The sequence below is a fragment of the Streptomyces sp. PA03-5A genome (assembly GCF_033792725.1).
Lineage (GTDB): Bacteria > Actinomycetota > Actinomycetes > Streptomycetales > Streptomycetaceae > Actinacidiphila.
This window is the reverse complement of the sequence record NZ_JARAVL010000003.1, coordinates 103,872-127,212: the sequence shown is the minus strand read 5'-3', so window position 1 is coordinate 127,212 and position 23,341 is coordinate 103,872. Positions and strand designations below refer to the sequence as shown.

The 23,341-nt window shown below is 71.6% G+C and carries 19 protein-coding genes; 11 read left to right on the top strand and 8 right to left on the bottom strand.

The features are described from left to right. Positions 1-99: 99 nt before the first annotated feature. Both PV410_RS04945 and clpB read right to left on the bottom strand, forming a co-directional pair. Entirely contained in the window at positions 100-630 is a 531-nt protein-coding gene (locus tag PV410_RS04945; protein ID WP_499512661.1) for a type III secretion system chaperone family protein, read from the bottom strand. Between the two features lie 104 nt (positions 631-734). Beyond that, a complete protein-coding gene (clpB, locus tag PV410_RS04940) occupies positions 735-3,332 on the bottom strand; it encodes an ATP-dependent chaperone ClpB (RefSeq protein ID WP_500322564.1) in 2,598 nt (865 codons plus the stop codon). Positions 3,333-3,510: 178 nt separating this feature from the next. Between clpB and PV410_RS04935 the strand changes: the two genes are divergently transcribed. The 6 genes from PV410_RS04935 to PV410_RS04910 all read left to right on the top strand — a co-directional run bounded on the left by PV410_RS04935 (position 3,511) and on the right by PV410_RS04910 (position 9,551). Beyond that, positions 3,511-5,268 (top strand): PA14 domain-containing protein, encoded by a 1,758-nt coding sequence (locus tag PV410_RS04935; RefSeq protein ID WP_500322563.1) that lies wholly within the window; start codon positions 3,511-3,513, stop codon positions 5,266-5,268. A gap of 13 nt (positions 5,269-5,281) precedes the next feature. After that, on the top strand, positions 5,282-5,686 hold the full coding sequence (locus PV410_RS04930; protein ID WP_500322562.1) for a pyridoxamine 5'-phosphate oxidase family protein: 405 nt from the start codon (positions 5,282-5,284) through the stop codon (positions 5,684-5,686). Between the two features lie 115 nt (positions 5,687-5,801). Beyond that, a complete protein-coding gene (locus tag PV410_RS04925; protein WP_500322561.1) occupies positions 5,802-7,397 on the top strand; it encodes an Hsp70 family protein in 1,596 nt (531 codons plus the stop codon). A 22-nt stretch (positions 7,398-7,419) separates the two neighbouring features. Continuing rightward, positions 7,420-8,559: a tetratricopeptide repeat protein gene (locus PV410_RS04920; RefSeq protein ID WP_500322559.1), complete on the top strand. Its 1,140-nt coding sequence runs from the start codon at positions 7,420-7,422 to the stop codon at positions 8,557-8,559. Then, positions 8,556-9,203 carry a nucleotide exchange factor GrpE gene (grpE, locus tag PV410_RS04915; protein ID WP_500322557.1) on the top strand — a complete coding sequence of 216 codons (648 nt, stop codon included), beginning with the start codon at positions 8,556-8,558 and terminating at the stop codon, positions 9,201-9,203. The genes PV410_RS04920 and grpE (PV410_RS04915) overlap by 4 nt, the downstream gene beginning before the upstream one ends. A 51-nt stretch (positions 9,204-9,254) precedes the next feature. Then, positions 9,255-9,551 (top strand): NIPSNAP family protein, encoded by a 297-nt coding sequence (locus PV410_RS04910; RefSeq protein WP_500322555.1) that lies wholly within the window; start codon positions 9,255-9,257, stop codon positions 9,549-9,551. On the opposite strand, the gene PV410_RS04905 is transcribed toward PV410_RS04910, so the two are convergent. After that, positions 9,509-9,973, bottom strand: coding sequence for a hypothetical protein (locus tag PV410_RS04905; protein WP_500322554.1), 465 nt, complete (start codon positions 9,971-9,973; stop codon positions 9,509-9,511). The two genes, PV410_RS04910 and PV410_RS04905, sit on opposite strands and share 43 nt — an antisense overlap. A gap of 166 nt (positions 9,974-10,139) precedes the next feature. Here PV410_RS04905 and PV410_RS04900 point away from each other — a divergent pair, with 166 nt between their 5' ends. The 3 genes from PV410_RS04900 to PV410_RS04890 all read left to right on the top strand — a co-directional run bounded on the left by PV410_RS04900 (position 10,140) and on the right by PV410_RS04890 (position 13,924). Continuing rightward, positions 10,140-12,161 (top strand): PA14 domain-containing protein, encoded by a 2,022-nt coding sequence (locus PV410_RS04900; RefSeq protein ID WP_500322552.1) that lies wholly within the window; start codon positions 10,140-10,142, stop codon positions 12,159-12,161. Positions 12,162-12,227: 66 nt separating this feature from the next. Then, positions 12,228-13,385, top strand: coding sequence for an ImmA/IrrE family metallo-endopeptidase (locus PV410_RS04895; protein WP_500322551.1), 1,158 nt, complete (start codon positions 12,228-12,230; stop codon positions 13,383-13,385). Continuing rightward, positions 13,382-13,924, top strand: a complete 543-nt coding sequence (locus PV410_RS04890; protein ID WP_500322549.1) for a PIN domain-containing protein — start codon at positions 13,382-13,384, stop codon at positions 13,922-13,924. The genes PV410_RS04895 and PV410_RS04890 overlap by 4 nt, the downstream gene beginning before the upstream one ends. A gap of 28 nt (positions 13,925-13,952) precedes the next feature. On the opposite strand, the gene PV410_RS04885 is transcribed toward PV410_RS04890, so the two are convergent. The 4 genes from PV410_RS04885 to dnaK are packed head-to-tail and all read right to left on the bottom strand — an operon-like array spanning position 13,953 to position 18,143. Beyond that, on the bottom strand, positions 13,953-14,417 hold the full coding sequence (locus tag PV410_RS04885; RefSeq protein WP_361789985.1) for a heat shock protein transcriptional repressor HspR: 465 nt from the start codon (positions 14,415-14,417) through the stop codon (positions 13,953-13,955). Between the two features lie 4 nt (positions 14,418-14,421). Next, positions 14,422-15,600 carry a molecular chaperone DnaJ gene (gene dnaJ / locus PV410_RS04880; protein WP_500322547.1) on the bottom strand — a complete coding sequence of 393 codons (1,179 nt, stop codon included), beginning with the start codon at positions 15,598-15,600 and terminating at the stop codon, positions 14,422-14,424. A gap of 33 nt (positions 15,601-15,633) precedes the next feature. Continuing rightward, a complete protein-coding gene (grpE, locus tag PV410_RS04875; RefSeq protein WP_499512673.1) occupies positions 15,634-16,305 on the bottom strand; it encodes a nucleotide exchange factor GrpE in 672 nt (223 codons plus the stop codon). Then, positions 16,302-18,143, bottom strand: a complete 1,842-nt coding sequence (gene dnaK / locus PV410_RS04870) for a molecular chaperone DnaK (protein ID WP_500322545.1) — start codon at positions 18,141-18,143, stop codon at positions 16,302-16,304. Before dnaK ends, grpE (PV410_RS04875) begins: the two co-directional genes overlap by 4 nt. A gap of 324 nt (positions 18,144-18,467) precedes the next feature. On the opposite strand from dnaK, the gene PV410_RS04865 reads away from it, so the two are divergent. After that, on the top strand, positions 18,468-20,735 hold the full coding sequence (locus tag PV410_RS04865) for a (Fe-S)-binding protein (RefSeq protein WP_500322543.1): 2,268 nt from the start codon (positions 18,468-18,470) through the stop codon (positions 20,733-20,735). A gap of 108 nt (positions 20,736-20,843) precedes the next feature. Here PV410_RS04865 and PV410_RS04860 read toward each other — a convergent pair whose 3' ends face one another. Further along, on the bottom strand, positions 20,844-21,665 hold the full coding sequence (locus PV410_RS04860) for a thioredoxin domain-containing protein (RefSeq protein WP_500322542.1): 822 nt from the start codon (positions 21,663-21,665) through the stop codon (positions 20,844-20,846). Positions 21,666-21,853: 188 nt separating this feature from the next. Between PV410_RS04860 and PV410_RS04855 the strand changes: the two genes are divergently transcribed. Next, positions 21,854-23,335 carry an FG-GAP-like repeat-containing protein gene (locus PV410_RS04855; RefSeq protein WP_500322540.1) on the top strand — a complete coding sequence of 494 codons (1,482 nt, stop codon included), beginning with the start codon at positions 21,854-21,856 and terminating at the stop codon, positions 23,333-23,335. The last annotated feature ends 6 nt before the right edge of the window (positions 23,336-23,341 follow it).

Here is a 23,341-nt window from a genome sequence, read left to right as displayed (position 1 = left end):
ACCGGAGCAGGACAGCCCGCCCGCGCACGCCCGCTCACCGGCGGTCGCGTGGCGGACGGGCTGCCCTCGTGCGGTCCGTGTACGCCCGTGGGGGCGCGCTCAGTCCTCGCCGTCGCCGTCGTCGTCCGTGGACTCCGCGTCCTTCTCCAGCCCGAGGGCCTCGAGGATCCACTTCTCGAACTCGATGGAGGCCCGGACCCAGCTGACGGTGCTGGAGACGAAGTGCTCCAGGCCGACGCCGAGGCCGATCAGCATCTGGGCCTCGCCGATCAGACGGACCGTGCCGTCGTCGTGCGTGTGGGTGTAGACCTTCGGCCACAGGGTGCGGCGGTTCCAGTCGTCGAGCGCCTCGTGCAGCTGAGGCTTGTCCTCGATGCTGTACGGCCGGTCGTAGAAGGTGCGGACCGCGAAGATCTGCTGGTCCTCCTCCCCGCGGAACATGAAGTAGGTGCGGAACTCCTCCCACGGCGCGGCGAGGTCGCCCTCCTCGTCGACGACGTACTTGAGCTCCATCTGCTCCAGCAGCTGCTTGACCAGATCCTGGTCAGGAATGACCACGTTCCCGGCAGGGCCGGGCTGGGGGTCCGGCTGGCCCCCGAAATTCGGAATCGAGGACGGGTCGATGCTCACCTTGCAGTTCCCTTCGTACGGATACACCCATCCTCCCTCACCGCGGGCCGCGCCGTGCAAGCGCGGCCCGCCGTGCCCTGTTCGCGTGCCGTTCCCGGGGTGCCTCAGAGGGTCTTGCCGGTGGTCGCGCCCACCAGCAGCCGGTCGCCGACCCGCTCGACCCGCACCGTGTCGCCGTCCCTGACCTCGCCGGCCAGGATCTCCCTGGCCAGCTGGTCGCCGATGGCGGTCTGCACCAGCCGGCGCAGCGGACGGGCGCCGTAGGCGGGGTCGTTGCCCTCCTCGGCGAGCCAGTCCAGAGCCTCGTCGGTGACGTCGAGGGCGATCCGCCGGTCGCGCAGCCGGGCCGCCAGGCGGTCGGTCTGCAGCCGGGCGATGCGGCGCAGCTCGTCCTTGTTCAGGGCGCTGAAGACCACGATGTCGTCGAGCCGGTTGAGGAACTCGGGCTTGAACGAAGCCCGCACCGTCTCCAGCACGCTCTCCCTCTTCTGCTCGTCGCCGAGCACCGGGTCGACCAGGTACTGGCTGCCGAGGTTGGAGGTGAGGACGAGGATGGTGTTGCGGAAGTCGACCGTACGGCCCTGGCCGTCGGTGAGCCGGCCGTCGTCGAGCACCTGGAGCAGGACGTCGAAGACCTCGGGGTGGGCCTTCTCCACCTCGTCCAGCAGCACCACGGAGTACGGGCGGCGACGCACCGCCTCGGTCAGCTGACCGCCCTCCTCGTAGCCGACGTAGCCGGGAGGGGCACCGACCAGGCGGGCGACGGAGTGCTTCTCTCCGTACTCGCTCATGTCGATGCGGACCATGGCCCGCTCGTCGTCGAAGAGGAAGTCCGCCAGCGCCTTGGCCAGCTCGGTCTTGCCGACACCGGTCGGGCCGAGGAAGAGGAAGGAACCGGTCGGGCGGTCGGGGTCGGCGATGCCGGAGCGGGAGCGGCGCACCGCGTCGGACACCGAGCGCACGGCCTCGCCCTGGCCGATCAGGCGCTTGCCGAGCTCCTCCTCCATGCGCAGCAGCTTCTGCGTCTCGCCCTCCATCAGGCGGCCGGCCGGGATGCCGGTCCAGGCGGCGACCACGTCGGCGACGTCGTCCGGGCCGACCTCCTCCTTGACCATGGTGCCCCGCTTGGCCACCTCCTCGGCCTCGGTGGCCTCGGCGAGCTCCGCCTCCAGCTTCGGCTTCTCGCCGTACAGCAGCTTGGACGCGGCCTCGAAGTCGCCGTCGCGCTGGGCGCGCTCGATCCGGGTGGTCAGGTCGTCCAGACGCTCCTTGAGCTCACCGACCCGGTTCAGGCCCTCCTTCTCCTTCTGCCAGCGGGCGGTGAGGCCGCGCAGTTCCTCGTCCTTGTCGGCGAGGTCCTTGCGCAGCTTCTCCAGACGCTGCTTGGAGGCCTCGTCGGTCTCCTTCTCCAGCGCCATCTCCTCCATGCGGAGGCGGTCGACGGAGCGCTGCAGCTCGTCGATCTCGACCGGCGAGGAGTCGATCTCCATGCGCAGCCGCGAGGCGGCCTCGTCGACCAGGTCGATGGCCTTGTCGGGCAGGAAGCGGGCGGTGATGTAGCGGTCGGAGAGGGTCGCGGCCGCGACCAGGGCGGCGTCGGCGATCTGCACCTTGTGGTGCGCCTCGTAGCGTCCCTTGAGACCGCGCAGGATCGCGATGGTGTCCTCGACGCTGGGCTCGGCCACCAGCACCTGCTGGAAGCGGCGCTCCAGGGCCGGGTCCTTCTCGATCCGCTCGCGGTACTCGTCGAGGGTGGTCGCGCCGACCATGCGCAGCTCGCCGCGGGCCAGCATCGGCTTGAGCATGTTGCCCGCGTCCATCGCGGAGTCCCCGCCGGCGCCCGCGCCGACGACGGTGTGCAGCTCGTCGATGAAGGTGATGATCCGGCCGTCGCTGGCCTTGATCTCCGCCAGCACGGCCTTCAGCCGCTCCTCGAACTCGCCGCGGTACTTGGCGCCCGCGACCATCGCGCCCAGGTCCAGGGCGACCAGCCGCTTGTTGCGCAGGCTCTCGGGCACGTCGCCCTTGACGATCCGCTGGGCCAGGCCCTCGACGACGGCCGTCTTGCCGACGCCGGGCTCGCCGATGAGCACCGGGTTGTTCTTGGTGCGCCGGGAGAGCACCTGCACCACGCGCCGGATCTCGTTGTCCCGGCCGATCACCGGGTCGAGCTTGCCCTCGCGGGCCGCCGCGGTGAAGTCCGTGCCGTACTTCTCCAGCGCCTTGTACGTGCCCTCGGGGTCGGGTGTCGTCACGCGCTGACCTCCCCTGATCTGCTCGAAGGCGTCCTGCAGCCTGCTGCCGGTCGCACCGTACTCCTTCAGCAGCCCACCGGCCGCTCCGCCCTTGAGGGCGATGCCGATGAGCAGGTGCTCGGTGGACACGTACGCGTCCCCGAGTTCCTTCGCCCGCCCCGCCGCGTCGGCGATCACGGCGAGCAGTTCGCGGTTCGCCTGCGGCGGCGCCACCGTGCTGCCCTGGACGCTGGGCAGTCCGCCCAGCAGCCGCTCGGCGCCGGAACGCACCGCGGCGGCGTCCGCGCCGGTGGCCGCGAGGACGTCCAGCACGCTGTCGTTCTCCGGCTGCTCCAGCAGCGCCAGCAGCAGGTGCACGGGGGTGAGGTCCGCATGCCCGGCCGAGACCGCCTTGGTGTTGGCGGCGTTCAGGGCCTCGCGGCTCTTGTTGGTCAGCTCGGCGTCCACGTCCGCGTACTCCTCCTTCTGGGTCCTTCCGGAACCGTTTCGGACCTGCCTACTCCAGCGTGAGACAAGTTGAGTCTATTCCACTCAAGTCTGTGAATGCCAGCGACGGGCGCAGAAAGCCCTTGCAGTTCTCCGCATCTCTGCCACGATCAATCCCCAGGGGAGGGGATCCACTGACATGTCCATACGCCACTCCGCAGCCGTGGTCGCCGCTGCCGCCCTCGCATGGGCCACCACCGCCGGCGCCGTTCCGGCACACGCCACCACCGCCGTCACCTGCGGCACCAACGTGTGGAAGGCGTCCTACTACGCCGGCACGACCTTCAACGGCACCCCCAAGAAGACCGTCTGCGACACGAAGATCAGCGAGAACTACGGCTCGGCCGACCCGGCCGGCGTCTCACTGCCCAAGGACAACTTCGGTGTCCGCTGGACGGTGACGAGGAACTTCGGATCGGGCGGCCCGTTCGCTTTCAGCACCACCGCACAGGACGGCATCCGCGTCTACCTCGACGGCAACCGCAAGATCAGCCTCTGGAAGGACGTGAGCAAGACCCAGAAGAAGACGGTCAACCTCACCGTCCCCAAGGGCAGGCACACCATCCGCGTCGACTTCGCCGCCTTCAAGGGCAAGGCCAACGTGACGTTCGGCTACGCGCCCCGCACGTCGGCCTCCGTCGACAAGATCAAGCCACTGGCCCCGGCCGGCCTGCGCGCCACGTACTCCGGCAGCACGGCCAAGGCCGGTCTGACCTGGTCCCCGAACGCCGAGATGGACCTGGCCGGCTACCGCGTCTACCGCAGGCTCGCGACCGCGACCGTCTGGACCAGGATCGGCGGGACCGGCCTGGTGACCTCGCCCCGCTTCGGCGACACCCCGCCGCCCACGGGTGCGAAGTACGTCTACACGCTCACGGCAGTCGACAAGGCGGGCCACGCCTCGGCCGATTCCACCATGATCACGGTCGCCAGCACCGACAGGACCGCTCCGGCCGTACCGACCGGGGTCCTGGCGACGTACTCCGAGTCCACCGGCGCCGTGACGGTGACCTGGGCCGCCGGCAAGGACGGCGACCTGCGGTCCTACCGCGTGTACCGCCGCACCGGCGCCGACGGCGCCTGGGTCCGGCTCGCCCCGGACAGCGCCCCGTCCACCGAGCTGTACCTGAACGACCAGATGCCCGGCGGCACGGCCGGGACGTACTCCTACGCGGTCACCGCGGTCGACGCCTCCGGCAACGAGTCCGCCAGGTCCCAGGCGCCCTCGGTCACCCTGACCGCGGTCTCGGGCCCGCCGGCCGCCGTCACCGGCCTCACCGGCACGGCCGAGAAGTACGGCATCGAACTCGACTGGGACGACAGCACGGCGGCCGACCTCGACCATTACGAGGTCCACACCGGCTCCTGGCAGTTGAACGCCTACACCAGCCAGTGGTACTTCCAGAAGGACACCACGGCCGTGGTCCCCGCCGGCACCACGCACTACCGCCTGGTCAAGCCGCTCGGCAGCCAGCCCGTGAGCTTCCTGGTCGTGGCCGTCGACACCTCGGGCAACGCCACCGCGGACACCGTTGCCGCCACCTTGGACGTCACGCCGATCGACATGGTGGACACCCCCTACCCCGCGCCGGGCACCCTCGCGGTGCGGATGGACAGCGTTTCGGAGACGACCGCGGGCGGGGTGCTCCTGGACTGGCACTGCTCGAACGCTTCCGTGTGCGACCGGATCACCGGCTACAACGTGTACGACTTCGACTACACCACCCGCGCCTTCGTCAAGCTCAACGCCCTACCCCTGCCCACCGTGCCGTCGAGCTGGACCGACACCGCGCCGGCCAGGGGCACGACCCACGTCTACCGGGTGGCCGCCGTCCTCGACGACGGGACGGAGTCCTTCCCGGCGTGGGGCTCCGTCGCCCTGGCGCCGATGGGGTGACATCCTTCCCGGTATGACGGTCAACCCACGCGAACCGGATCCCGCCTACCTCGCCTTCTGGCGGGAGTACCTGATGAGCACGCTCACGACCCACCGGCCCGACGGCTCCCCGCACGTCGTGCCGGTGGGCGTGACGTACGACCCCGAGGCGGGGCTGGCGCGCGTGATCACCAACAAGGCGAGCCGGAAGGTCGCCCACGTGCTGGCGGCCGGGCCCGAAGGGGCCCGGGTCGCGGTGTGCCAGGTCGACAAGGGGCGGTGGGCGACGCTGGAGGGCGTGGCCCGGATCAACACCGACCCGGACGCCGTCGCCGACGCGGTACGGCGCTACGCCGAGCGCTACGGCCGCACTCCCGCCCCCAACCCGGACCGGGTCGTCGTCGAGATCGCGCTGACCCGCGCCATGGGCCGCGCCTGACCCTCGGCCCGGCCCCCGCGGCCCTGTCGATCCGCCCCCGAAAGACCCCTGCATGCTGCATGATTGACGCTCCGGCAGATTCGGTTGGCGTACGGCTACGGGGAGGTGCCCGGCTGTGGCACGGGTTGTGGGAATCGATCTGGGCACGACGTACTGCGCTGTCGCGGTGGCGGACCGGACCGGCACCGCGTCCATCGTCCGCAACCGCGAGGGCGAGAACATCACCCCGTCCGTGGTGATGTTCCAGGGCGACGTCGTCGTCGTCGGCTCGCAGGCCAAACGCTCCGCGGCCACCGCCCCGGACCACGTGGTGCAGTTCGTCAAGCGCTACATGGGCGAGCCCACGCCCGTCTACACCTCAGAGTCCGGCACCCCCTTCCGCCCCGAGGAGATCTCCGCGCTGATCCTCAAGCGGCTCAAGGAGGACGCCGAGATGATGCTCGGCGAGCCCGTCGAGCGCGCCGTGATCACCGTCCCCGCCTACTTCGACGACGCCCGCCGCAAGGCCACCCAGGACGCCGGCCGGATCGCCGGCCTGGAGGTGCTGCGGATCGTCAACGAGCCGACCGCGGCCGCCCTCGCGTACGGGCTCGACCAGGACGAGGACGAGCGGGTCGGCACCGTCCTCGTCTACGACCTCGGCGGCGGCACCTTCGACGTCACCGTGATGAAGGTCGAGGACGGCGAATACGACGTCATCGCCACCGACGGGGACCGCAACCTCGGCGGCTTCGACTGGGACGGGGCGCTGATGGAGCACCTCAACGGCGCCTTCATGGCGGCCGGCGGCCCCGACCTCACCGACGACACCGCCGCCCTCGCCGAACTGCGCGACAAGGCGGAGATCGCCAAGCGCACCCTGTCCAACGCCCCGCAGGCCGTCGTCATGCTCTCGGCCGGCGGCCGGCACGAGCAGATCCGCGTCACCCGCGAGAAGTTCGACGAGCTCACCGCCGAACTGCTGGACCGCACCCGCATCCTCACCGAGGGCGTCCTGGAGGAGTCCGGACTCACCTGGGACGACGTCGACAAGGTGCTGCTCGTCGGCGGTTCCACGCGGATGCCGCAGGTCCCGGCCCTGGTGGAGCGGCTGTCCGGGCGGACCGCGGAACGCGGCGTCAGCCAGGACGAGGTGGTGGCCCTGGGGGCCGCGCTGATCGCCCTGGACGCCGAGGTCCGCGCCGAACAGGCCGCCGAGCGCAAGAAGTACATCGGCAGCGGCGCCCACGTGGAGTCCGCCCCCGGCGACGGCCTGGCCCGGCTCACCAAGGGCAGGGTGAAGTCCATCAAGGACGTCACCTCGCAGTCGCTCGGCATGGTCGCCGTCCACGACGACGCCCCCCGCTCACCGGAGTACAACGCGGTGATCATCCCGCACAACACCACGGTCCCCGCGAAGGAGAGCGACACCTTCTACACGGTCCGGGAGCGCCAGTCCGCGCTGCGGGTGCAGGTCACCGAGGGCGAGGGCGAGGACCTGGACTACGTGAAGGTCGTCGGCGAGAGCACCCTGAAGATCCCGCCGTACCCCAAGGGCGCGCCCTTCGAGGTGTACTACGCCTACGACGTGGACGGCATCATCCACGTCGAGGTCAAGGACCTGACCTCGGGCGAGTGGCTCGGCGAGTTCGAGGTCGAGCGCCCGGACAACCTGGGCACCGAGGAGCTCGAGGAACTCAGCGACCGCGTGTCCCGCACCGCGGCCCTCTGACCGGAGCGGGAGCCGACGCCCCATGACCACGACGGACGTGCCCGACTACTACGCCGAGTTCGGGATCGGCACCGCCGACAGCGCCGAGGAGATCGGCAGGAAGCTCGACCGCGAGCACCGCAGCTGGGCGGGGAAGGCGAGCAAGGCCCCCACTGCCGACAAGCGCCGCGAGGCCGAGGACAAGGTGCGGCGCGTGCTGGAGGCCCGCAAGGCGCTCACCGACCCTTCCGCCCGCGCCCTGTACGACCAGCGGCTGGCCCGGTCCCTGAAGAAGGGGCCGGGGCCCCGGGAGCCTGAAGCCGTACAGCCGACCCTCGGCGGCACCGTACGCGACTGGGTGGGCAACGCCGAGCGGAACATCGAGGACGGCGACCTGCAGGCCGCCGAGTACGAGCTCCGCCAGGCCGTGCACCACGACGACCGCAACGCCTACGCCTGGCGGCTGCTGGGCGCCGTCCACCAGGACCTCGGCGCCTACCAGGACGCCCTGCAGGAGCACCGCAGGGCGCTGCAGCTGGACCCGGACGACGCCGCGAACCACTTCCAGATCGGCAACGTCCACACCGCGCTCGGCGACCACCACACGGCCCTGACCTGGTACATGAAGGCCGACGACCTGGCGCCGGGCGACCTCGGGACCGAACTCGCCGTCGGCGACGGCCTGTACGCCTCCTCGCGCTTCGACGAGGCGCTGACCTGGTACGAGAAGGCCCTGGCGCACAGTCCCGGCCACACCGGGCTGCGCAACCAGATCAGCCGCATCTGGTCGCTGCGTGCCGAGGGCTCGATGATCACGCACCCGGTCACCCGGAGGCTGGTCGTCGCCTCCGAGGAGGCCGCCCGGCGCATCCTGCACTGCGTCGACCAGGGCCTGGCCGTCCGCCCGGCCGATCCGGACCTGCTGGGGCGGCTGGAGTTCTACCGGGGGCTCGCCGCCGAGTCCCTGGGCAAGACCTGGCGGTGGCACAAGAGCATGCTCTGGGTCCTCGTCCCGGCCGTCGGGGTGCCGCTCACGCCGGCCAGGCCCTACGCCTGGTTCGTGGCGCTCGCCGCCCTCGCGCTCATCGCGTGGATCGGCTTCCGACCGCGCTGGTGGCACACCCGCGCGTCCCTCCCTCGGCACCTCCTCAACCCGCCGCAGCAGTACTGGAGCCGCGCATGAGCACCCCGCCACCGCTGCCTCCGCAGCCTCCGCAGGTCCCGCCCGTGCCGGTGGTGCCGGTGGTACCACCGGCACCCCTGCCGGAGGTGCCCCCGCAGCCCCCCGCGCCGCCGGAGGTGCCGCAGGTGCCGCCGGAGGGCCCCGCCCCGCAGACCGCGGAGGAGCCCGCGCCCGACCCCCTGGCCGTGGTGGCCGACGCCGTCGACGGCCTGCGCGAGGAAATGGCCGCGCTCGGCGACCAGTTCCGCCGCCGGCTGCTCAACGACCGTGAGGGACGGCGCGGTCTGGACGAACTGCGCGCCGAGCTCGACCACACCCGCAGGGCCGCCGAGGGCCGGCTGGTGCAGCCGCTCCTGTACGACCTCGTCCTCCTCCTGGACCGCATCGACCGCCACCTCGGCGTCGACGGCGGCTTCGGCGACTCGGTCGGCGCAGAGCTGCTGACCCTCCTGGAGAAGTACGGCATGACCCGCATCCCGGTCACCGCCGGGCGCTTCGACCCCGCCCTCCAGGAGGCCGTGGGCACCGTCCCCGCGCCCCGGCCGGAGCTCGCCGGCGACGTCGCGGAGGTCGTACGGCACGGCTACCGCATGGGGGACCGCGTCGTACGCCCCCAGCAGGTCCGCGTGCACGCGCCCGCGTGACCGGAGGAAGCCAAGGAAGCCAAGGACCCGAGGAACCCAGGGAGCCCCGGATTGCCCAGGACCACACAGCTGCGGACGTACACCATCAAGCCGGAGATGCTCGACGCCTGGCTCGGCCTGTGGCACGCCGAGATCGTGCCGCTGCGCCGGGCCCACGGCTTCGAGATCGGCCTGGCCTGGGTGGACCGCGAGCACAGCCAGTTCGTCTGGCTGATCGCCTACGACGGCGAGGACGGCTTCGCCGCGGCCAACGCCCGCTACTGGGACAGCCCCGAACGCGTACGGATGCCGCTGCAGCCCGAGGACTACCTCGTCGGCAGCGAGGTCCGTGACGTCGAACCGGCCTGAGCCGCCGCCCACACCGCGGCCACCGCCCAGACCGGCAGCCACACGGCGGCCACCAGCGCGCCGGCCCCGGCCGCCGCACCCACCACGCCCATCCCCCGGCGCCGGGCCCACACGGAACCGGCGCCACCCACCACCAGCAGAGCCGCCACCACCGGGACCGGCACCAGGCCCGCGTACCGCGGCACGCCCACGTCCCCGTACGCCGCCACGCCCACGCTCACCAGGACCAGTGCCATGAGCCCGGCGATCCACCACGGCCCCTCGCGCCGCGCCGCCAGCCGCAGCCCGGCCCACATCGCCACGGTCGCCAGCCCCACGTCCAGCCCCTCGGCGCCCCAGTTCGTCCCGAGCGGCATCGCACCGGCCACCATCCCCACGGCCAGCCCCACCACGATCCCTGCTCCGACGCCCTTGTGCGGCATAGGGACCGTCTTCCCCACCACGCGCCCCACACGCCCGCCCCGCCACGGGAGGCCACCCCTTCGGCGGACGCGGGACCGGGACGGCACGGCCTGATCACGAGCAACCGAACCGACTTGGCACGGGTGTTCGGGGCCTGCCAGGATCTCACTCCTCAAGGAGGGATCTTTGACCAAATCCATACGCGCCCGCGCCACCGCGCTCGCGCTCGCAACGACCGCCGCGGGCCTCGCGCTGCCGGTCGGCGCCGCCCACGCGGCGACCACCTGCTCCACCGGGGTGTGGGTCGCGTCGTACTACGCGAACACCACGTTCAAGGGCACCCCGAAGAAGACCGCCTGCGACACCTCGATCAACGAGAACTACGGCACCGGCGATCCCGCCGGCGTCACCCTGCCGAAGGACAACTTCGGCGTCCGCTGGAGCCTGACCCGCGACTTCGGCTCCGGCGGCCCCTTCACGTTCACCGCCGCCCCCCGCGACGGCATCCGCGTCTACGTCGACGGCACCCGCAAGATCGACCTCTGGAAGGACGTCTCCACCACCCGGAGCAAGACGCTCAACCTCACCGTCCCCAAGGGCAGGCACACCCTCCGCGTCGACTTCGCCGCCTTCAAGGGCAGCGCCAACGTCAAGTTCACGTACGCGCCGCGCACGTCGGCGTCGGTGGACAAGACGAAGCCGCTGGCACCCACCGGCCTCAAGGCCCCGGCCAGCGGCCACGCTTTCACGCTCGCATGGACCAGGAACGCCGAGATGGACCTGGCCGGTTACCGGGTCTACCGGCGCACCGGCACCGGCGCCTGGGCACGGATCGGCGGCAGCGCGCTCGTGACCACGCCGTCCTACCGCGACCTGCCGGCCGCCACGGGGGCGAAGTACTCCTACGCGGTCACCTCGGTCGACAAGGCGGGCAACGCCTCCGCGATGTCGGCCGCGGTCACCGTCACGTCGATCGACGAACAGGCCCCGGCCACGCCGACCGGCCTGAAGGCCGCGGTGACCGCCGACGGCAGGGGCTACGCGCTCACCTGGAGCCCGAACGCGGACACGTCGGCGTACCAGGTGTACCGGGGCACGTCGGCGGCCGGCCCGTGGGCGCTCCTCGACACCGTTGCCGCCCCGTCGTACACGGACACCAAGGTCGCCACCAGGACGCAGTACTTCTACACGGTCATCGCGATGGACGCCGCCACGAACCTCTCCGGCAGGTCGGCGGCCGCGAGTGCGGCCCCGCTGGCGATCCGGCCGGACGCGCCCCGCGACGTGGCAGCGGTCTCCTCCGAGAGCATCATCGGCATCAAGGTGACCTGGAGCCTGCCCAGGGAGCAGGCCGTCGGGTCGTACACGGTGTACCGCTCGACCACCTCGCCGGTGGACCCGTCCACCGCGACCGCCCTGGACTGCGCCATCAGCGGGGAGGGCGAACTCGGCGGGGACACCGCCCGGTTCAGCTGCACCGACAAGGAATCCCTGCGGCGCGGCGTGACGTACCACTACGCCGTCACCCAGACCGCCGACGGGCTCGAGTCACCCCTCTCCGGCGAGGCCGCTGTCACCCTCCCCGGCGACGAGGAGCCCCCGGCCAAGGTCGCCGGCCTGACCGTCGTGCCGACCGAGTACGGGGTGCGCCTGCACTGGGACCCCAACACCGAGCCGGACCTGGCCCGTTACGCGGTCTACCGCGGTGAGCTGTACGAGGACGAGGAGGAGCGGGCCTGCTACGACGTCCACGTGGTCGAGTGGCTGAGCCCGGGCACCACCGAGTACCTCGCCGAGCGGCTGCCCGACGGCGAGAAGGGCTGCTACTTCGTCGACGCCCAGGACATCTCGGGCAACTCCTTCTTCCTCCTGGACCACGACGCCAATGTGGTGGAGTTCACGGAGCTCGACCTCACCCCGTCCATGGAGACCCCCGAGGGCTCCCCGGTCCGCTTGACAGCCGCCGGCGTCGGCGACGGCGTGCGGCTGGGATGGGAGGACGTGGCCGACGCCGTCGGTTACCTCGTCTACCGCTGGGACCGCGACACCGGCCGCTACGAGAGCCTCACCTCGGAGCCGGTCACCGCCACCGCCTGGACCGACACCACCGCCGCCCGCGGCACCACCCACTTCTACTGGGTGCGCGCCGTGTACGCGGACGGAACGGAGTCGCTGCCCGGCGGGGGCTACGCGATCCGGACGCCATGAGGTCCTAGGACAAGCGGAAAAGGGCGGGCCTTGCGATTATCGCAAGGCCCGCCCTACTCTGTAGACATGGATCCGTTCGTCATCGAACGCGTACGCACCGTGATGGACGCGGCGGCGATGACCCAGGCCGCCTTCGCCCGGTCGGTCGGGCTCACGCCCGACAAGCTGTCGAAGTCGCTGAGCGGGGTCCGCCGTTTCACCTCGCTCGACCTGGCGCTGATCGCGGAGGCGGGCGGCACGAGCGTGGACTGGCTGCTGACCGGCAACGAGCCGCTGCGCCCCGCGCTCGCGGCCCGTACGCGGGGCGACACCACCGCCGACCCGGTGGGGGCGCAGGAGGTCGCGGCGCGGTTCGCCGACGCCTTCGAGGTGTTGGAGCTGCTGGGCCGCACAAAGGAGTTGCCCGCCGTGCCCGAGGTCGACCCGGCGCCGGAGCGGTACGCGGCGCAGGGCGAGCGGCTGGCGGCCGAGGTGCTGGAGCTGCTGCCGGCCGCGGGGACGGACACGGACGAGCTGATCGCGGCGATGGAGGACCGCTTCGGGGTGGACGTCGCCATCACCGGGCTTCCCCAGGGTGTGGACGGCCTGGCGTGGCAGGCCGGCTCCTTCCGCCTCGTCCTCCTCGCGCCCACCGACCTGTGGACGCGGCAGCGCTTCACCCTGGCCCACGAGCTCTGCCACATCCTCGCCCGGGACGCGCGGAGCGTGGTCGTGGAGTCCCGGGTCGCCCCCGGCCGGCAGAAGGACCTGGCCGAGGTCAGGGCCAACGTCTTCGCGTCGCATCTGCTGATGCCCACACGGGAGTTGACGCAGGCCGCGACGGCGGAGGGCGGACTCTCGGACGCCGGCTTCGAGCGGCTCGTCGTGCGCTTCCGGGTGTCGCCGAGCGCGCTGGCGGCCAGGCTGCACCAGCTGGGACTCATCGACGTGGCACGCCGCAAACAGCTGCGCGCCCTCACCACCGAGGCCTGCCACCTGCTCGCGGGCGCCGGCGACGACTACCAGAAGCAGGCCTCGCGGGCCTCGGCGGAGCGCTTCCCGCCCCGTGTCGCCTCGGAGTTGTACAAGGCCTACCTGGCGGGGGAGACGACCCTGCGTCCGCTGGCCGCGCTGCTGGGCACCGACGTGGAACGGCTGCACGACCTCCTCGCGCCCGAACCGCCCCCGGGCAACGGCATCGAGCAACAGGACGCGGAAGAAGGGGATCCGGTCTTCCAGCCATGACCACGTGGTGGTTCCCCGACAACACCGTCCTGTGCAACTTCGCGGCCGTCGACCGGCTGCTCCTGCTGGAGAAGGTGCTGGACGGCCGCGGCCGCTGGACCCAGGCCGTGGCCTGGGAAGCGGGCCGTTCCGCGCGGTTCCTGCCGCGGCTGGCCGGACTGGCGGAGGCCGGGTGGCTCGGCGAGCCCGTGGAGATCAGCGACGGCGCCGAACTGCGGGAGGTCGACCGGCTGCGCCGGGCGGTCTTCGGCGGCTCGTCCCACCTGCCGACCAAGCACCTCGGCGAGGCCGAGACGTGCGTGCTGATCACCCGACGCCGTGAGTTCCGGGGCTCGGTCTGGATCACCGACGACCGCTCGGCCCGCGACTTCGCGCGCCGGCGGGGCATCACCACCAAGGAGACCTTCGACCTCGTACGGGAGGCGTGCGCCGGGGGGCTCGTCCCCGCCGCGGAGGGCCACCGACTGCTGGAGGCGATGGTCGCCTCGGGGCGCCATCTGCACCGCGTCTCGCGCGGCCCCGCGGACCTGCTGGCCTAGGCCGTGTCGTCACGTGAGCGGCGGCCGGTCACTCCGGCCGCTTGGGCCGCCAGACCACCAGCGCGGAGGTCTGCTGGACGTCCTGGTAGGGCACCAGGTCACGCCGGTACGAGGCGTGGACGGCGGCCTCACGCTGCTGCATGGCGGCCGCCGCGCCCTCCAGGGCCGCGGAGAGCTCGGCGACCCGCGACTGCAGGGCCGCCACCTGGTTCTCCAGTTCGATGATGCGCTTGATCCCGGCCAGGTTGATGCCCTCGTCCTGGGAGAGGCGCTGGACCTCGCGCAGGAGTTCGATGTCACGAGCCGAATAGCGGCGGCCTCGCCCGGCCGTACGGTCGGGCGAGACCAGGCCGAGGCGGTCGTACTGGCGCAGGGTCTGCGGGTGCAGCCCGGAGAGCTGGGCCGCCACCGAGATGACGTAGACGGGGGACTCGTCGGTCAGCTCGTACGGGTTGCGGCCCCGACCGCCACGCATGCCGCCGCTCGTGTTCATCGGCTCAGACTCCCTTCGCGGCATCGAACAGCTCTGCCCGCGGGTCGTCGTCCGCGGTCGCCTCCCGGTAGGCCTCCAGGGCGTCCAGCGCCTTGCCCTCGGTGGTCGCCGGGACCGCGACCTCGATCGTGACCAGCAGGTCCCCGCGGGTGCCGTCCTTGCGGACCGCGCCCTTGCCGCGGGCCCGCAGCGTACGCCCGTTGGGCGTGCCGGGGGGCAGCTTGAGGGTCACGGCGGGACCGCCGAGCGTCGGCACCTTGATCTCCCCGCCCAGCGCCGCCTCCACGAAGGTGACGGGCACGGTGACGGTGAGGTTGTCGCCCTTGCGTCCGAACACCGGGTGCGCGTCGACGTGCACGGTGACGTACAGGTCGCCGCCCGGGCCGCCGCGCTCGCCCGGCGCGCCCTTGCCGCGCAGCCGGATGCGCTGCCCGTCGATGACACCCGCCGGGATGCGCACCTGCATGGTGCGCGCCGAACGGGCCCGGCCGCTGCCGCTGCAGACCTCGCAGGGGTCCTGCGCGATCAGGCCGCGGCCCTTGCAGTCCGTGCACGGGTCGGTGAGCGAGAAGCTGCCGCTGCCGCCGCGCGAGACCTGGCCGGTGCCGACGCAGGTGGGGCACACCCGGGGCGTGCCGTTCTTGTCGCCGGTGCCGGAGCAGGCCTTGCAGGGGGCCTGGCTGGTCATCTTCAGCGGCACGGTGGCGCCGTCCACCGCCTCGGTGAACTTCAGCGTCACCTCGGTCTCGATGTCCTGGCCGCGCCGCGGCTGCGTACGGGTCGTACCGGCGCCGCGGTTGAACAGACCGCCGAACACGTCCCCGAGGCCGCCGCCGAAACCGCCACCCTGGGTGGTGGTGCCGCCGGGGCCGCCGCCGAAGAGGTCACCGAGGTCGAAGCCGAACCCGCCCGGGCCGGCCGGGCCGGTGCGGAAGCCGCCGTTGCCGAAGAGGGCGCGGCCCTCGTCGTACTCCTTGCGGCGCTTGGGGTCCGACAGGACGTCGTTGGCCTCGGAGATCTCCTTGAAGCGCTCCTCGGCCTTGGCGTCGCCCTTGTTGGCGTCCGGGTGGAACTCGCGGGCGAGCTTCCGGTACGCCTTCTTGATCTCCGCCTCGGTGGCGTCCTTCGGGACGCCGAGGACCTTGTAGAGATCCTTCTCGAACAAGTCCCTGCTGATGCTCATCCCCGGCGTCCCTCCTTCCGTGCGCTACCCACGTCAGCCCTGTTCGGGGCCACCGTTCTCCTCGTCCGCCGTGTCGTCGTTCTTCTGCGTGCCCTGCGAGCCCGGCTGGGGCTCGGCGACGGCCACCCGCGCGGGGCGGATGGTGCGTTCACCGATGCGATACCCGGGCTGCAGGATCTGCACGCAGGTCGTCTGCGTGACGTCCGGCGAGTAACTGTGCATCAGGGCCTCGTGCACCAGCGGGTCGAAGGGCTCGCCCTCCTTGCCGAACTGCTGCAGCCCCATCTTGGCGACGACCGTCTCCAGGGACTCGCCGACCGACTTGAACCCGCCGACCAGCTCCTTGTGGTCCCGGGCGCGGCCGATGTCGTCGAGCACCGGGAGCAGCTCGGTCAGCAGGTTCGCGATCGCGATCTCGCGGACCGCGATCCGGTCCCGCTCCACCCGGCGGCGGTAGTTCTGGTACTCCGCCTGGAGCCGCTGGAGGTCCGCCGTGCGCTCACCGAGCGCCGTGCGCACCTGGTCCAGCTGCGCCTGCAGAGCGACGTTGGCGTTCGCGTCCCCGGCCGGGGCCGCCGGGCCCGCCTGGTCGGCGGACCCGGCGCCGGGCCCCGCCTCGCCGGGGGAGTCCCCCGGCGAGGTGGAACCGGCCTCGGCAGAGGGGACGTCAGGCTCCTGCTCGAAGCCCGGGGTCTCCTCCGTCACGCGGCACCGTCCTTCTTGTCCTCGTCGACGATCTCTGCGTCGACGACGTCGTCGTCGGCCTGGGGCTGGGCACCGCCCGCCGCACCGGCCGCGCCGCCCTCGGCCTGGGCGTTGGCGTACAGCGCCTGGCCCAGCTTCTGCGAGGTGGCGGCGACCTTCTCGGTCGCCTCGCGGATGGCGGCGGAGTCCTCGCCCTTCAGCTTCTCCTTCAGGTCCGCGACGGCGGCCTCGACCTCGGTCTTGACGTCACCGGGGACCTTGTCCTCGTTGTCCTTGAGGAACTTCTCGGTCTGGTAGACCAGCTGCTCGGCCTGGTTGCGGGTCTCGGCGGACTCGCGGCGCTTGTGGTCCTCCTCCGCGTACTGCTCGGCCTCGCGCATCATGCGGTCGATGTCGTCCTTCGGCAGCGCGGAGCCACCGGTGACGGTCATGCGCTGCTCCTTGCCGGTACCGAGGTCCTTGGCGGAGACGTGCATGATGCCGTTGGCGTCGATGTCGAAGGCGACCTCGATCTGCGGGATGCCGCGCGGGGCCGGCGGCAGACCGGTCAGCTCGAACATGCCGAGCTTCTTGTTGTACGCCGCGATCTCGCGCTCGCCCTGGTAGACCTGGATCTGCACCGACGGCTGGTTGTCCTCGGCCGTGGTGAAGATCTCCGAGCGCTTGGTCGGGATCGTGGTGTTGCGCTCGATCAGCTTGGTCATGATGCCGCCCTTGGTCTCGATGCCGAGGGACAGCGGGGTGACGTCGAGGAGCAGGACGTCCTTGACCTCGCCCTTGAGGACACCGGCCTGGAGGGCGGCGCCGATGGCGACGACCTCGTCCGGGTTGACACCCTTGTTGGCGTCCTGACCGCCGGTCAGCTCCTTGACGAGCTCGGCGACGGCGGGCATACGGGTCGAGCCGCCGACGAGGACGACGTGGTCGATCTCGGAGAGCTGGATGCCCGCGTCCTTGATCACGTTGTGGAACGGGATCTTGCAGCGCTCCAGCAGGTCCTGGGACAGCTGCTGGAACTGGGCGCGGGTGAGCTTCTCGTCCAGGTGCAGCGGGCCCTCGGCGGAGGCCGTGATGTAGGGCAGGTTGATCGAGGTCTCGGTGGACGAGGACAGCTCGATCTTCGCCTTCTCGGCGGCCTCGCGCAGACGCTGCAGCGCCATCTTGTCCTTGGACAGGTCCACGCCGTGACCCGAGGCGAACTGCTTCACCAGGTAGTCGACGATGCGCTGGTCCCAGTCGTCACCACCGAGGTGGTTGTCGCCGTTGGTGGCCTTCACCTCGACGACGCCGTCGCCGATCTCCAGCAGCGAGACGTCGAAGGTGCCGCCACCGAGGTCGAAGACGAGGATGGTCTGGTCGTCCTTGTCCAGGCCGTACGCCAGGGCGGCGGCCGTGGGCTCGTTGACGATGCGCAGGACGTTCAGGCCCGCGATCTCGCCGGCCTCCTTGGTCGCCTGGCGCTCGGAGTCGTTGAAGTACGCCGGGACCGTGATGACCGCGTCGGTGACCTTCTCGCCGAGGTAGGCCTCCGCGTCCCGCTTCAGCTTCTGCAGGATGAAGGCGCTCATCTGCTGCGGGTTGAAGTCCTTGCCGTCCAGGTTGATCTTCCAGTCGGTGCCCATGTGGCGCTTGACCGACCGGACGGTCCTGTCGACGTTGGTCACGGCCTGGCGCTTGGCGACCTCGCCGACGAGCACCTCGCCGTTCTTGGCGAAGGCGACGACGGACGGCGTGGTCCTGGCACCCTCGGCGTTGGTGATGACGGTGGGCTCGCCGCCTTCGAGAACGCTGACGACGGAGTTAGTCGTGCCCAGGTCGATGCCGACCGCACGTGCCATGGTGGAATCCTCCAGCTGCCTACTTGAGTGGAACTGGCTCAAGGGTGCCTCACAGCTCTCACGCTGTCAACAGACCTGAGTCGTGGCGACTCAACTTATGGGCCAGCCCTCCGCGCACGGACGGCCACGACCAGCGACCGCGCGGCCGCCGGACCGCCCCGGCGTCAAGGGAAGGCACGCCTCAGCGACACAGATCACCGGCGGCACGGCTGCGCACGTGCGCCGATACTGGGTAGTCTCAGGAGAACCGAATAAGTTACTGCTTAGTAGGCAGCCGGGCGTCAGCCCCGAGCCTCCGCTCTCGCAGGTCCGAGGAGCCCCCTCATGCAACTCGCCGCGATCATCGTGTCGCTGGTACTCGCCGTGGTCGGCGTTGCGCTGTTCAGCCGCGCCATTGCCCAGATCTACCGGTTCGTACGACTGGGCCAGGACGTCCCCGCGGACACCCGTACGGACGACTGGCGCGCACGCACCGTCACGGTGGTCCGGGAGTTCCTCGGCCACACCCGGATGAACCGCTGGGGCGTCGTCGGCGTCGCCCACTGGTTCGTCGCCGTCGGCTTCTTCTCCCTCGTGCTCACCCTGGTGAACGCCTTCGGCCAGCTCTTCCAGGCCGACTGGATGCTGCCGGTCATCGGCCACTGGCTGCCGTACGAGGTGTTCGTCGAGTTCATCGGCCTGATGACCACGCTCGGCATCCTCACGCTCATCGTGGTCCGCCAGCTGTCCCGGCCGGGCCGGGCGGGCCGCAAGTCCCGCTTCGCGGGCTCCAACACCGGCCAGGCCTACTTCGTCGAGTCCGTCATCCTCATCATCGGCCTCGCGATCATGACGCTGCGCGGCCTGGAGGGCGCCCTGGCGGAGGTGCACGGCTACGAGGCCGCCTACTTCGCCTCGTACCCGCTGGTCGCGGCCTTCAAGGGGCTGAGCGTCGGCACGCTGCAGAACCTGGTCTACCTGACCGCGATGATCAAGATCGGGACCTCCTTCATCTGGATGATCACGGTCGCCCTCAAGACCGACATGGGCGTCGCCTGGCACCGCTTCCTGGCCTTCCCGAACATCTGGTTCAAGCGGAACGCCGACGGCGCCGTGGCGCTCGGCGCCCTGCTGCCCATGGCCTCCGGCGGCAAGCCGATCGACTTCGAGGACCCGGGCGAGGACGACGTCTTCGGCGTCAGCCAGGTGGAGCAGTTCTCCTGGAAGGGCATCCTCGACTTCTCCACCTGCACCGAGTGCGGCCGCTGCCAGTCGCAGTGCCCCGCCTGGAACACCGGCAAGCCGCTCTCCCCGAAGCTGCTGATCATGTCGCTGCGCGACCACGCGCACGCCAAGGCGCCTTACCTGCTCGCCGGCGGCGGCAAGACCGTGGAGGGCGAGGAGAAGGCCTCCGAGGAGCAGCTCAAGGACGTCCCCGCGCCGGCCCTCGCGGAGGCCGAGCGCCCGCTGATCGGCACCGCCGAGGAGAACGGCGTCATCGACCCGGACGTCCTGTGGTCCTGCACCACCTGCGGCGCCTGCGTCGAGCAGTGCCCGGTGGACATCGAGCACATCGACCACATCGTCGACATGCGCCGCTACCAGGTCATGATCGAGTCCTCGTTCCCGTCCGAGGCGGGCACGATGCTCAAGAACCTGGAGAAGAAGGGCAACCCCTGGGGCCTGCCCAAGAAGCAGCGGCTCGCCTGGGTCAAGGAGGTCGACTTCGAGGTCCCCGTCGTGGGCGAGGACATCGAGGACCTCACCGAGGTGGAGTACCTGTACTGGGTCGGCTGCGCCGGCTCCCTGGAGGACCGCGCCAAGAAGACCACCAAGGCCTTCGCCGAGCTGCTGAACATCGCGGGCGTCAAGTTCGCGATCATGGGCGGCGAGGAGAACTGCACCGGTGACTCCGCCCGCCGCCTGGGCAACGAGTTCCTCTTCCAGCAGCTCGGCGCCGAGAACGTCGCCATGCTGAACATGGCCTTCGGCGAGGACGACGAGGACGAGTCGACCAGGAAGCCGAAGGCGCAGAAGAAGATCGTCGCCACCTGCCCGCACTGCTTCAACACCCTGGCGAACGAGTACCCGCAGCTCGGCGGCGAGTACGAGGTCATCCACCACACCCAGCTGCTGCAGCACCTGGTCGACGAGGGCAAGCTCGTCCCCGTCACCCCGGTCGAGGGCATCATCACCTACCACGACCCCTGCTACCTGGGCCGCCACAACAAGGTCTACACGCCGCCGCGCGAGATCATCGCCAAGGTGCCGGGCCTGCGGAACGAGGAGATGCACCGCCACAAGGAGCGCGGCTTCTGCTGCGGCGCCGGCGGCGCCCGCATGTGGATGGAGGAGCGGATCGGCAAGCGCATCAACAACGAGCGCGTGGACGAGGCGCTGTCCCTCAACCCCGACATCGTCTCCACCGCCTGCCCGTTCTGCCTGGTGATGCTCTCCGACTCCGTCAACGGCAGGAAGAACGAGGGCAAGGCCAAGGAGTCGCTGCAGGTCGTCGACGTCTCCCAGCTGCTGCTGGACTCGGTCAGGACCCCGCTCGACCCCGACGGCGAGCAGGAGACGGCGAGCGAGCCGCAGCCGGAGCCCGCGAAGTAGCACGTGGAGCAGGCCGGTCCGCAGACCGGCCTGGGAACGCCGGTGGGCGCGTACGGATCCCGTACGCGCCCACCGGCGTTCTTGCGCTCTTCCCGCTCCCCGGCGCCCTCAGCCGCCGATGCCGGACTGCCGCAGCAGCGCGGCGAAGGACGCGGGGTCGAACAGCTTCTGCAGGTCGGCCTGGGACACCGCCGTGCCGTCGATCTTCACGTACGGGGTGCCCGTGGCCCCGCTCTTGACGAAGGCCTCCTCGGAGGCGGTCACGAAGTCCCCGTACGACTGCTTGCGCACCGCCGTGTCGAAGGCCGCACCGCGCAGCCCCTCCACCCGTCCGGCGAGCTCCAGCAGGTACGCGTCGGTGAACCCGTCCACCTGCTCCTGCGGCTGGTTGGCGTAGAGCAGCTCGTGGTAGGTCGCGAAGGCCCCGGTACCCGCCTCGACGGACGCGCGCAGGGCGCCCGCGGCCTTCTTCGAGCCGCTGCCCTCGAGGTTCTCGTCCAGGAACGAGGCCAGGGTGTACTGCAGTTTGACCTCACCGGCCTTCGCCAGCGCCGCCAGCTGCGGCCCGGCGGCCGTCTCGAACGCCTTGCAGATCGGGCAGCGCGGGTCCTCGTAGATGTGGACGGTCTTCGGCGCCGCCGGGTCGCCCACCGTGATCGTCGTCCCGTCCGCCTCCAGACGGGCCGGCAGGGCGGCCAGCACCGCGGGGTCCGGCTTCACCGGCACGCCGCCCACGGCGGACGAGGCGGCGGGGGAGCTCGCCGCGGCCGGCGCGTCCGGCGAACCGGAGTCGGTCGTCAGCAGCCCGCACCCCGTCACCGCGAGGGTCAGCAACCCCGCGACCGCCGCGCCCACCGCGGCACGCGCTGAGGTGCGCGCTGAGGTGCGCGCGGTCCCGCGCGCGGCATTCCGTACGGCCCTGACAACCATCGGCACTTCCGTCCCTTCGGATCCGTTCCGCCCCGAACGGTAGGGCTTCACCGGGCCGTATGCCCAACCGCGCGACCGGGCCGCCGGCATCCCCCCGCGCGGGTGTCCGCCCCGAGTGCACCCGGACACAACCTTTCGTCCACCCGGCCCGTCACACAGGCACCTGTTCCGCACCGATGGGAGCCACCGTGCGCGTTCGCGTCCTCGCCCTCGCCCTCACCGCGACGGCAGCCTGCCTCGCCCTGCCCTCCCAGACGGCCGTGGCCGCCACGCCCGCCAAGCCGTACGACTTCAACGGCGACGGCTACCCCGACCTGGCGATCGGCGTGCCGGGAGGGACCGTGGGCGGCAAGACGGCCGCCGGGTACGTCGCCGTGGTCCCCGGGTCGGCCGCCGGCCCCCGCACCTCCGCCCGCCGCACCGTGAGCCAGTCCACCGCGGGCATCCCCGGTTCCTCCGAGACCGGCGACCGGTTCGGGGCCCGCCTGGCCAGCGGCGACCTCGACAGGAACGGGTACGCGGACCTGATCGTCGTCGCACCGGGCGAGAACGCGTCCGCCCTGGAGGACACCGGCCGCATCACCATCCTGTGGGGCGGCTCCTCCGGCTTCACGCGCGGCACGTCCCTGCCCGGCTCGGGCGCCTACAAGGGCACGGGCTTCGCCGGCCTGGCCGCGGCGGACGTCAACGGCGACGGGCGGCTCGACATCGTCACCGGCAACCGGGGCGACGAGAGCGGGGGCCTCTCCGTCGCCCTCGGCCCGTTCGCCCCCGGCCGGGCACCGGCCGCCCTCACCACCGTCACCGACGACGGCATCCCGCACTTCGTCGGGCGCATCCGCCTCGCGGTCGGCGACATCGACGGCGACGGCAGGACGGACGCGGCCGTGGCGTACAACGGCCTCGACGGCGGCGGCACCGCCTATCTGCGCGGCACCGCGGCCGGCCTCGTCCGGGCGCCGTCCTGGTACGGCGAGACCACGGGCGAGGCCCTGGCGGTCGGCGACTTCGACGGGGACGGCCGCGCGGACGTCGCCGTCGGCGGCGCGGGCTTCGGCATCCACGACACCGAGGAGCCGTGGGTGCCCGAGCACCCGCTGCCCACCCGTGCCGGCGGCATCGTGCGCGTCCTGTACGGCAGCGCCCAGGGCCCGGCCGCCACACGGCCCCCGGTGGACCTCGCCCAGGACACGGTGGGCGTACCCGGCAGCGACGAGGCCGGCGACCGCTTCGGGGCGGCCCTGGCGGCGGCGGACCTCACCGGTGACGGCCGCGCGGACCTCGCGGTCGGGGTGCCCGGCGAGGACGTCGGCACGGTGGCCGACGCGGGCAGCGTCACCGTCCTGCCCGGCTCCCCCTCCGGCCTGACCGCCACCGGGGCCCGGGCCCTCCACCAGGACTCGGCGGGCGTGCCCGGGGGCAACGAGCGCGGCGACGGCTTCGGCGGCACCTCCGGATGCGGGCTCCTGCTGCGCGACCTGAACCGCGACGGCCGCGCCGACCTCTCCGTCGCCGCCCCCGGCGAGGACGCGAACAGCGGCCGCGTGTGGACCTTCCGCGGCACCGCCTCCGGCATCACCGCCACCGGTTCGGCCACCTTCACCGCGGCCGCTCTCGGGCTGCCCCGGCCGACCGGCGGCCTGGCCTTCGGGGCGACGCTCTGTTCCTGAAGCCGG

Excerpts from the sequence above, each read along its gene's own strand:
- PV410_RS04890 (WP_500322549.1), top strand. The coding sequence starts at position 13,382 with ATGACCACGTGGTGGTTCCCCGACAACACCGTCCTGTGCAACTTCGCG.
- dnaK (WP_500322545.1), bottom strand. The coding sequence starts at position 18,143 with ATGGCACGTGCGGTCGGCATCGACCTGGGCACGACTAACTCCGTCGTC.
- PV410_RS04885 (WP_361789985.1), bottom strand. The coding sequence starts at position 14,417 with ATGAACACGAGCGGCGGCATGCGTGGCGGTCGGGGCCGCAACCCGTAC.
- PV410_RS04860 (WP_500322542.1), bottom strand. The coding sequence starts at position 21,665 with ATGGTTGTCAGGGCCGTACGGAATGCCGCGCGCGGGACCGCGCGCACC.
- PV410_RS04930 (WP_500322562.1), top strand. The coding sequence starts at position 5,282 with ATGACGGTCAACCCACGCGAACCGGATCCCGCCTACCTCGCCTTCTGG.
- PV410_RS04865 (WP_500322543.1), top strand. The coding sequence starts at position 18,468 with ATGCAACTCGCCGCGATCATCGTGTCGCTGGTACTCGCCGTGGTCGGC.
- PV410_RS04920 (WP_500322559.1), top strand. The coding sequence starts at position 7,420 with ATGACCACGACGGACGTGCCCGACTACTACGCCGAGTTCGGGATCGGC.
- PV410_RS04905 (WP_500322554.1), bottom strand. The coding sequence starts at position 9,973 with ATGCCGCACAAGGGCGTCGGAGCAGGGATCGTGGTGGGGCTGGCCGTG.
- grpE (WP_500322557.1), top strand. The coding sequence starts at position 8,556 with ATGAGCACCCCGCCACCGCTGCCTCCGCAGCCTCCGCAGGTCCCGCCC.
- PV410_RS04935 (WP_500322563.1), top strand. The coding sequence starts at position 3,511 with ATGTCCATACGCCACTCCGCAGCCGTGGTCGCCGCTGCCGCCCTCGCA.
- dnaJ (WP_500322547.1), bottom strand. The coding sequence starts at position 15,600 with ATGAGCATCAGCAGGGACTTGTTCGAGAAGGATCTCTACAAGGTCCTC.
- PV410_RS04895 (WP_500322551.1), top strand. The coding sequence starts at position 12,228 with ATGGATCCGTTCGTCATCGAACGCGTACGCACCGTGATGGACGCGGCG.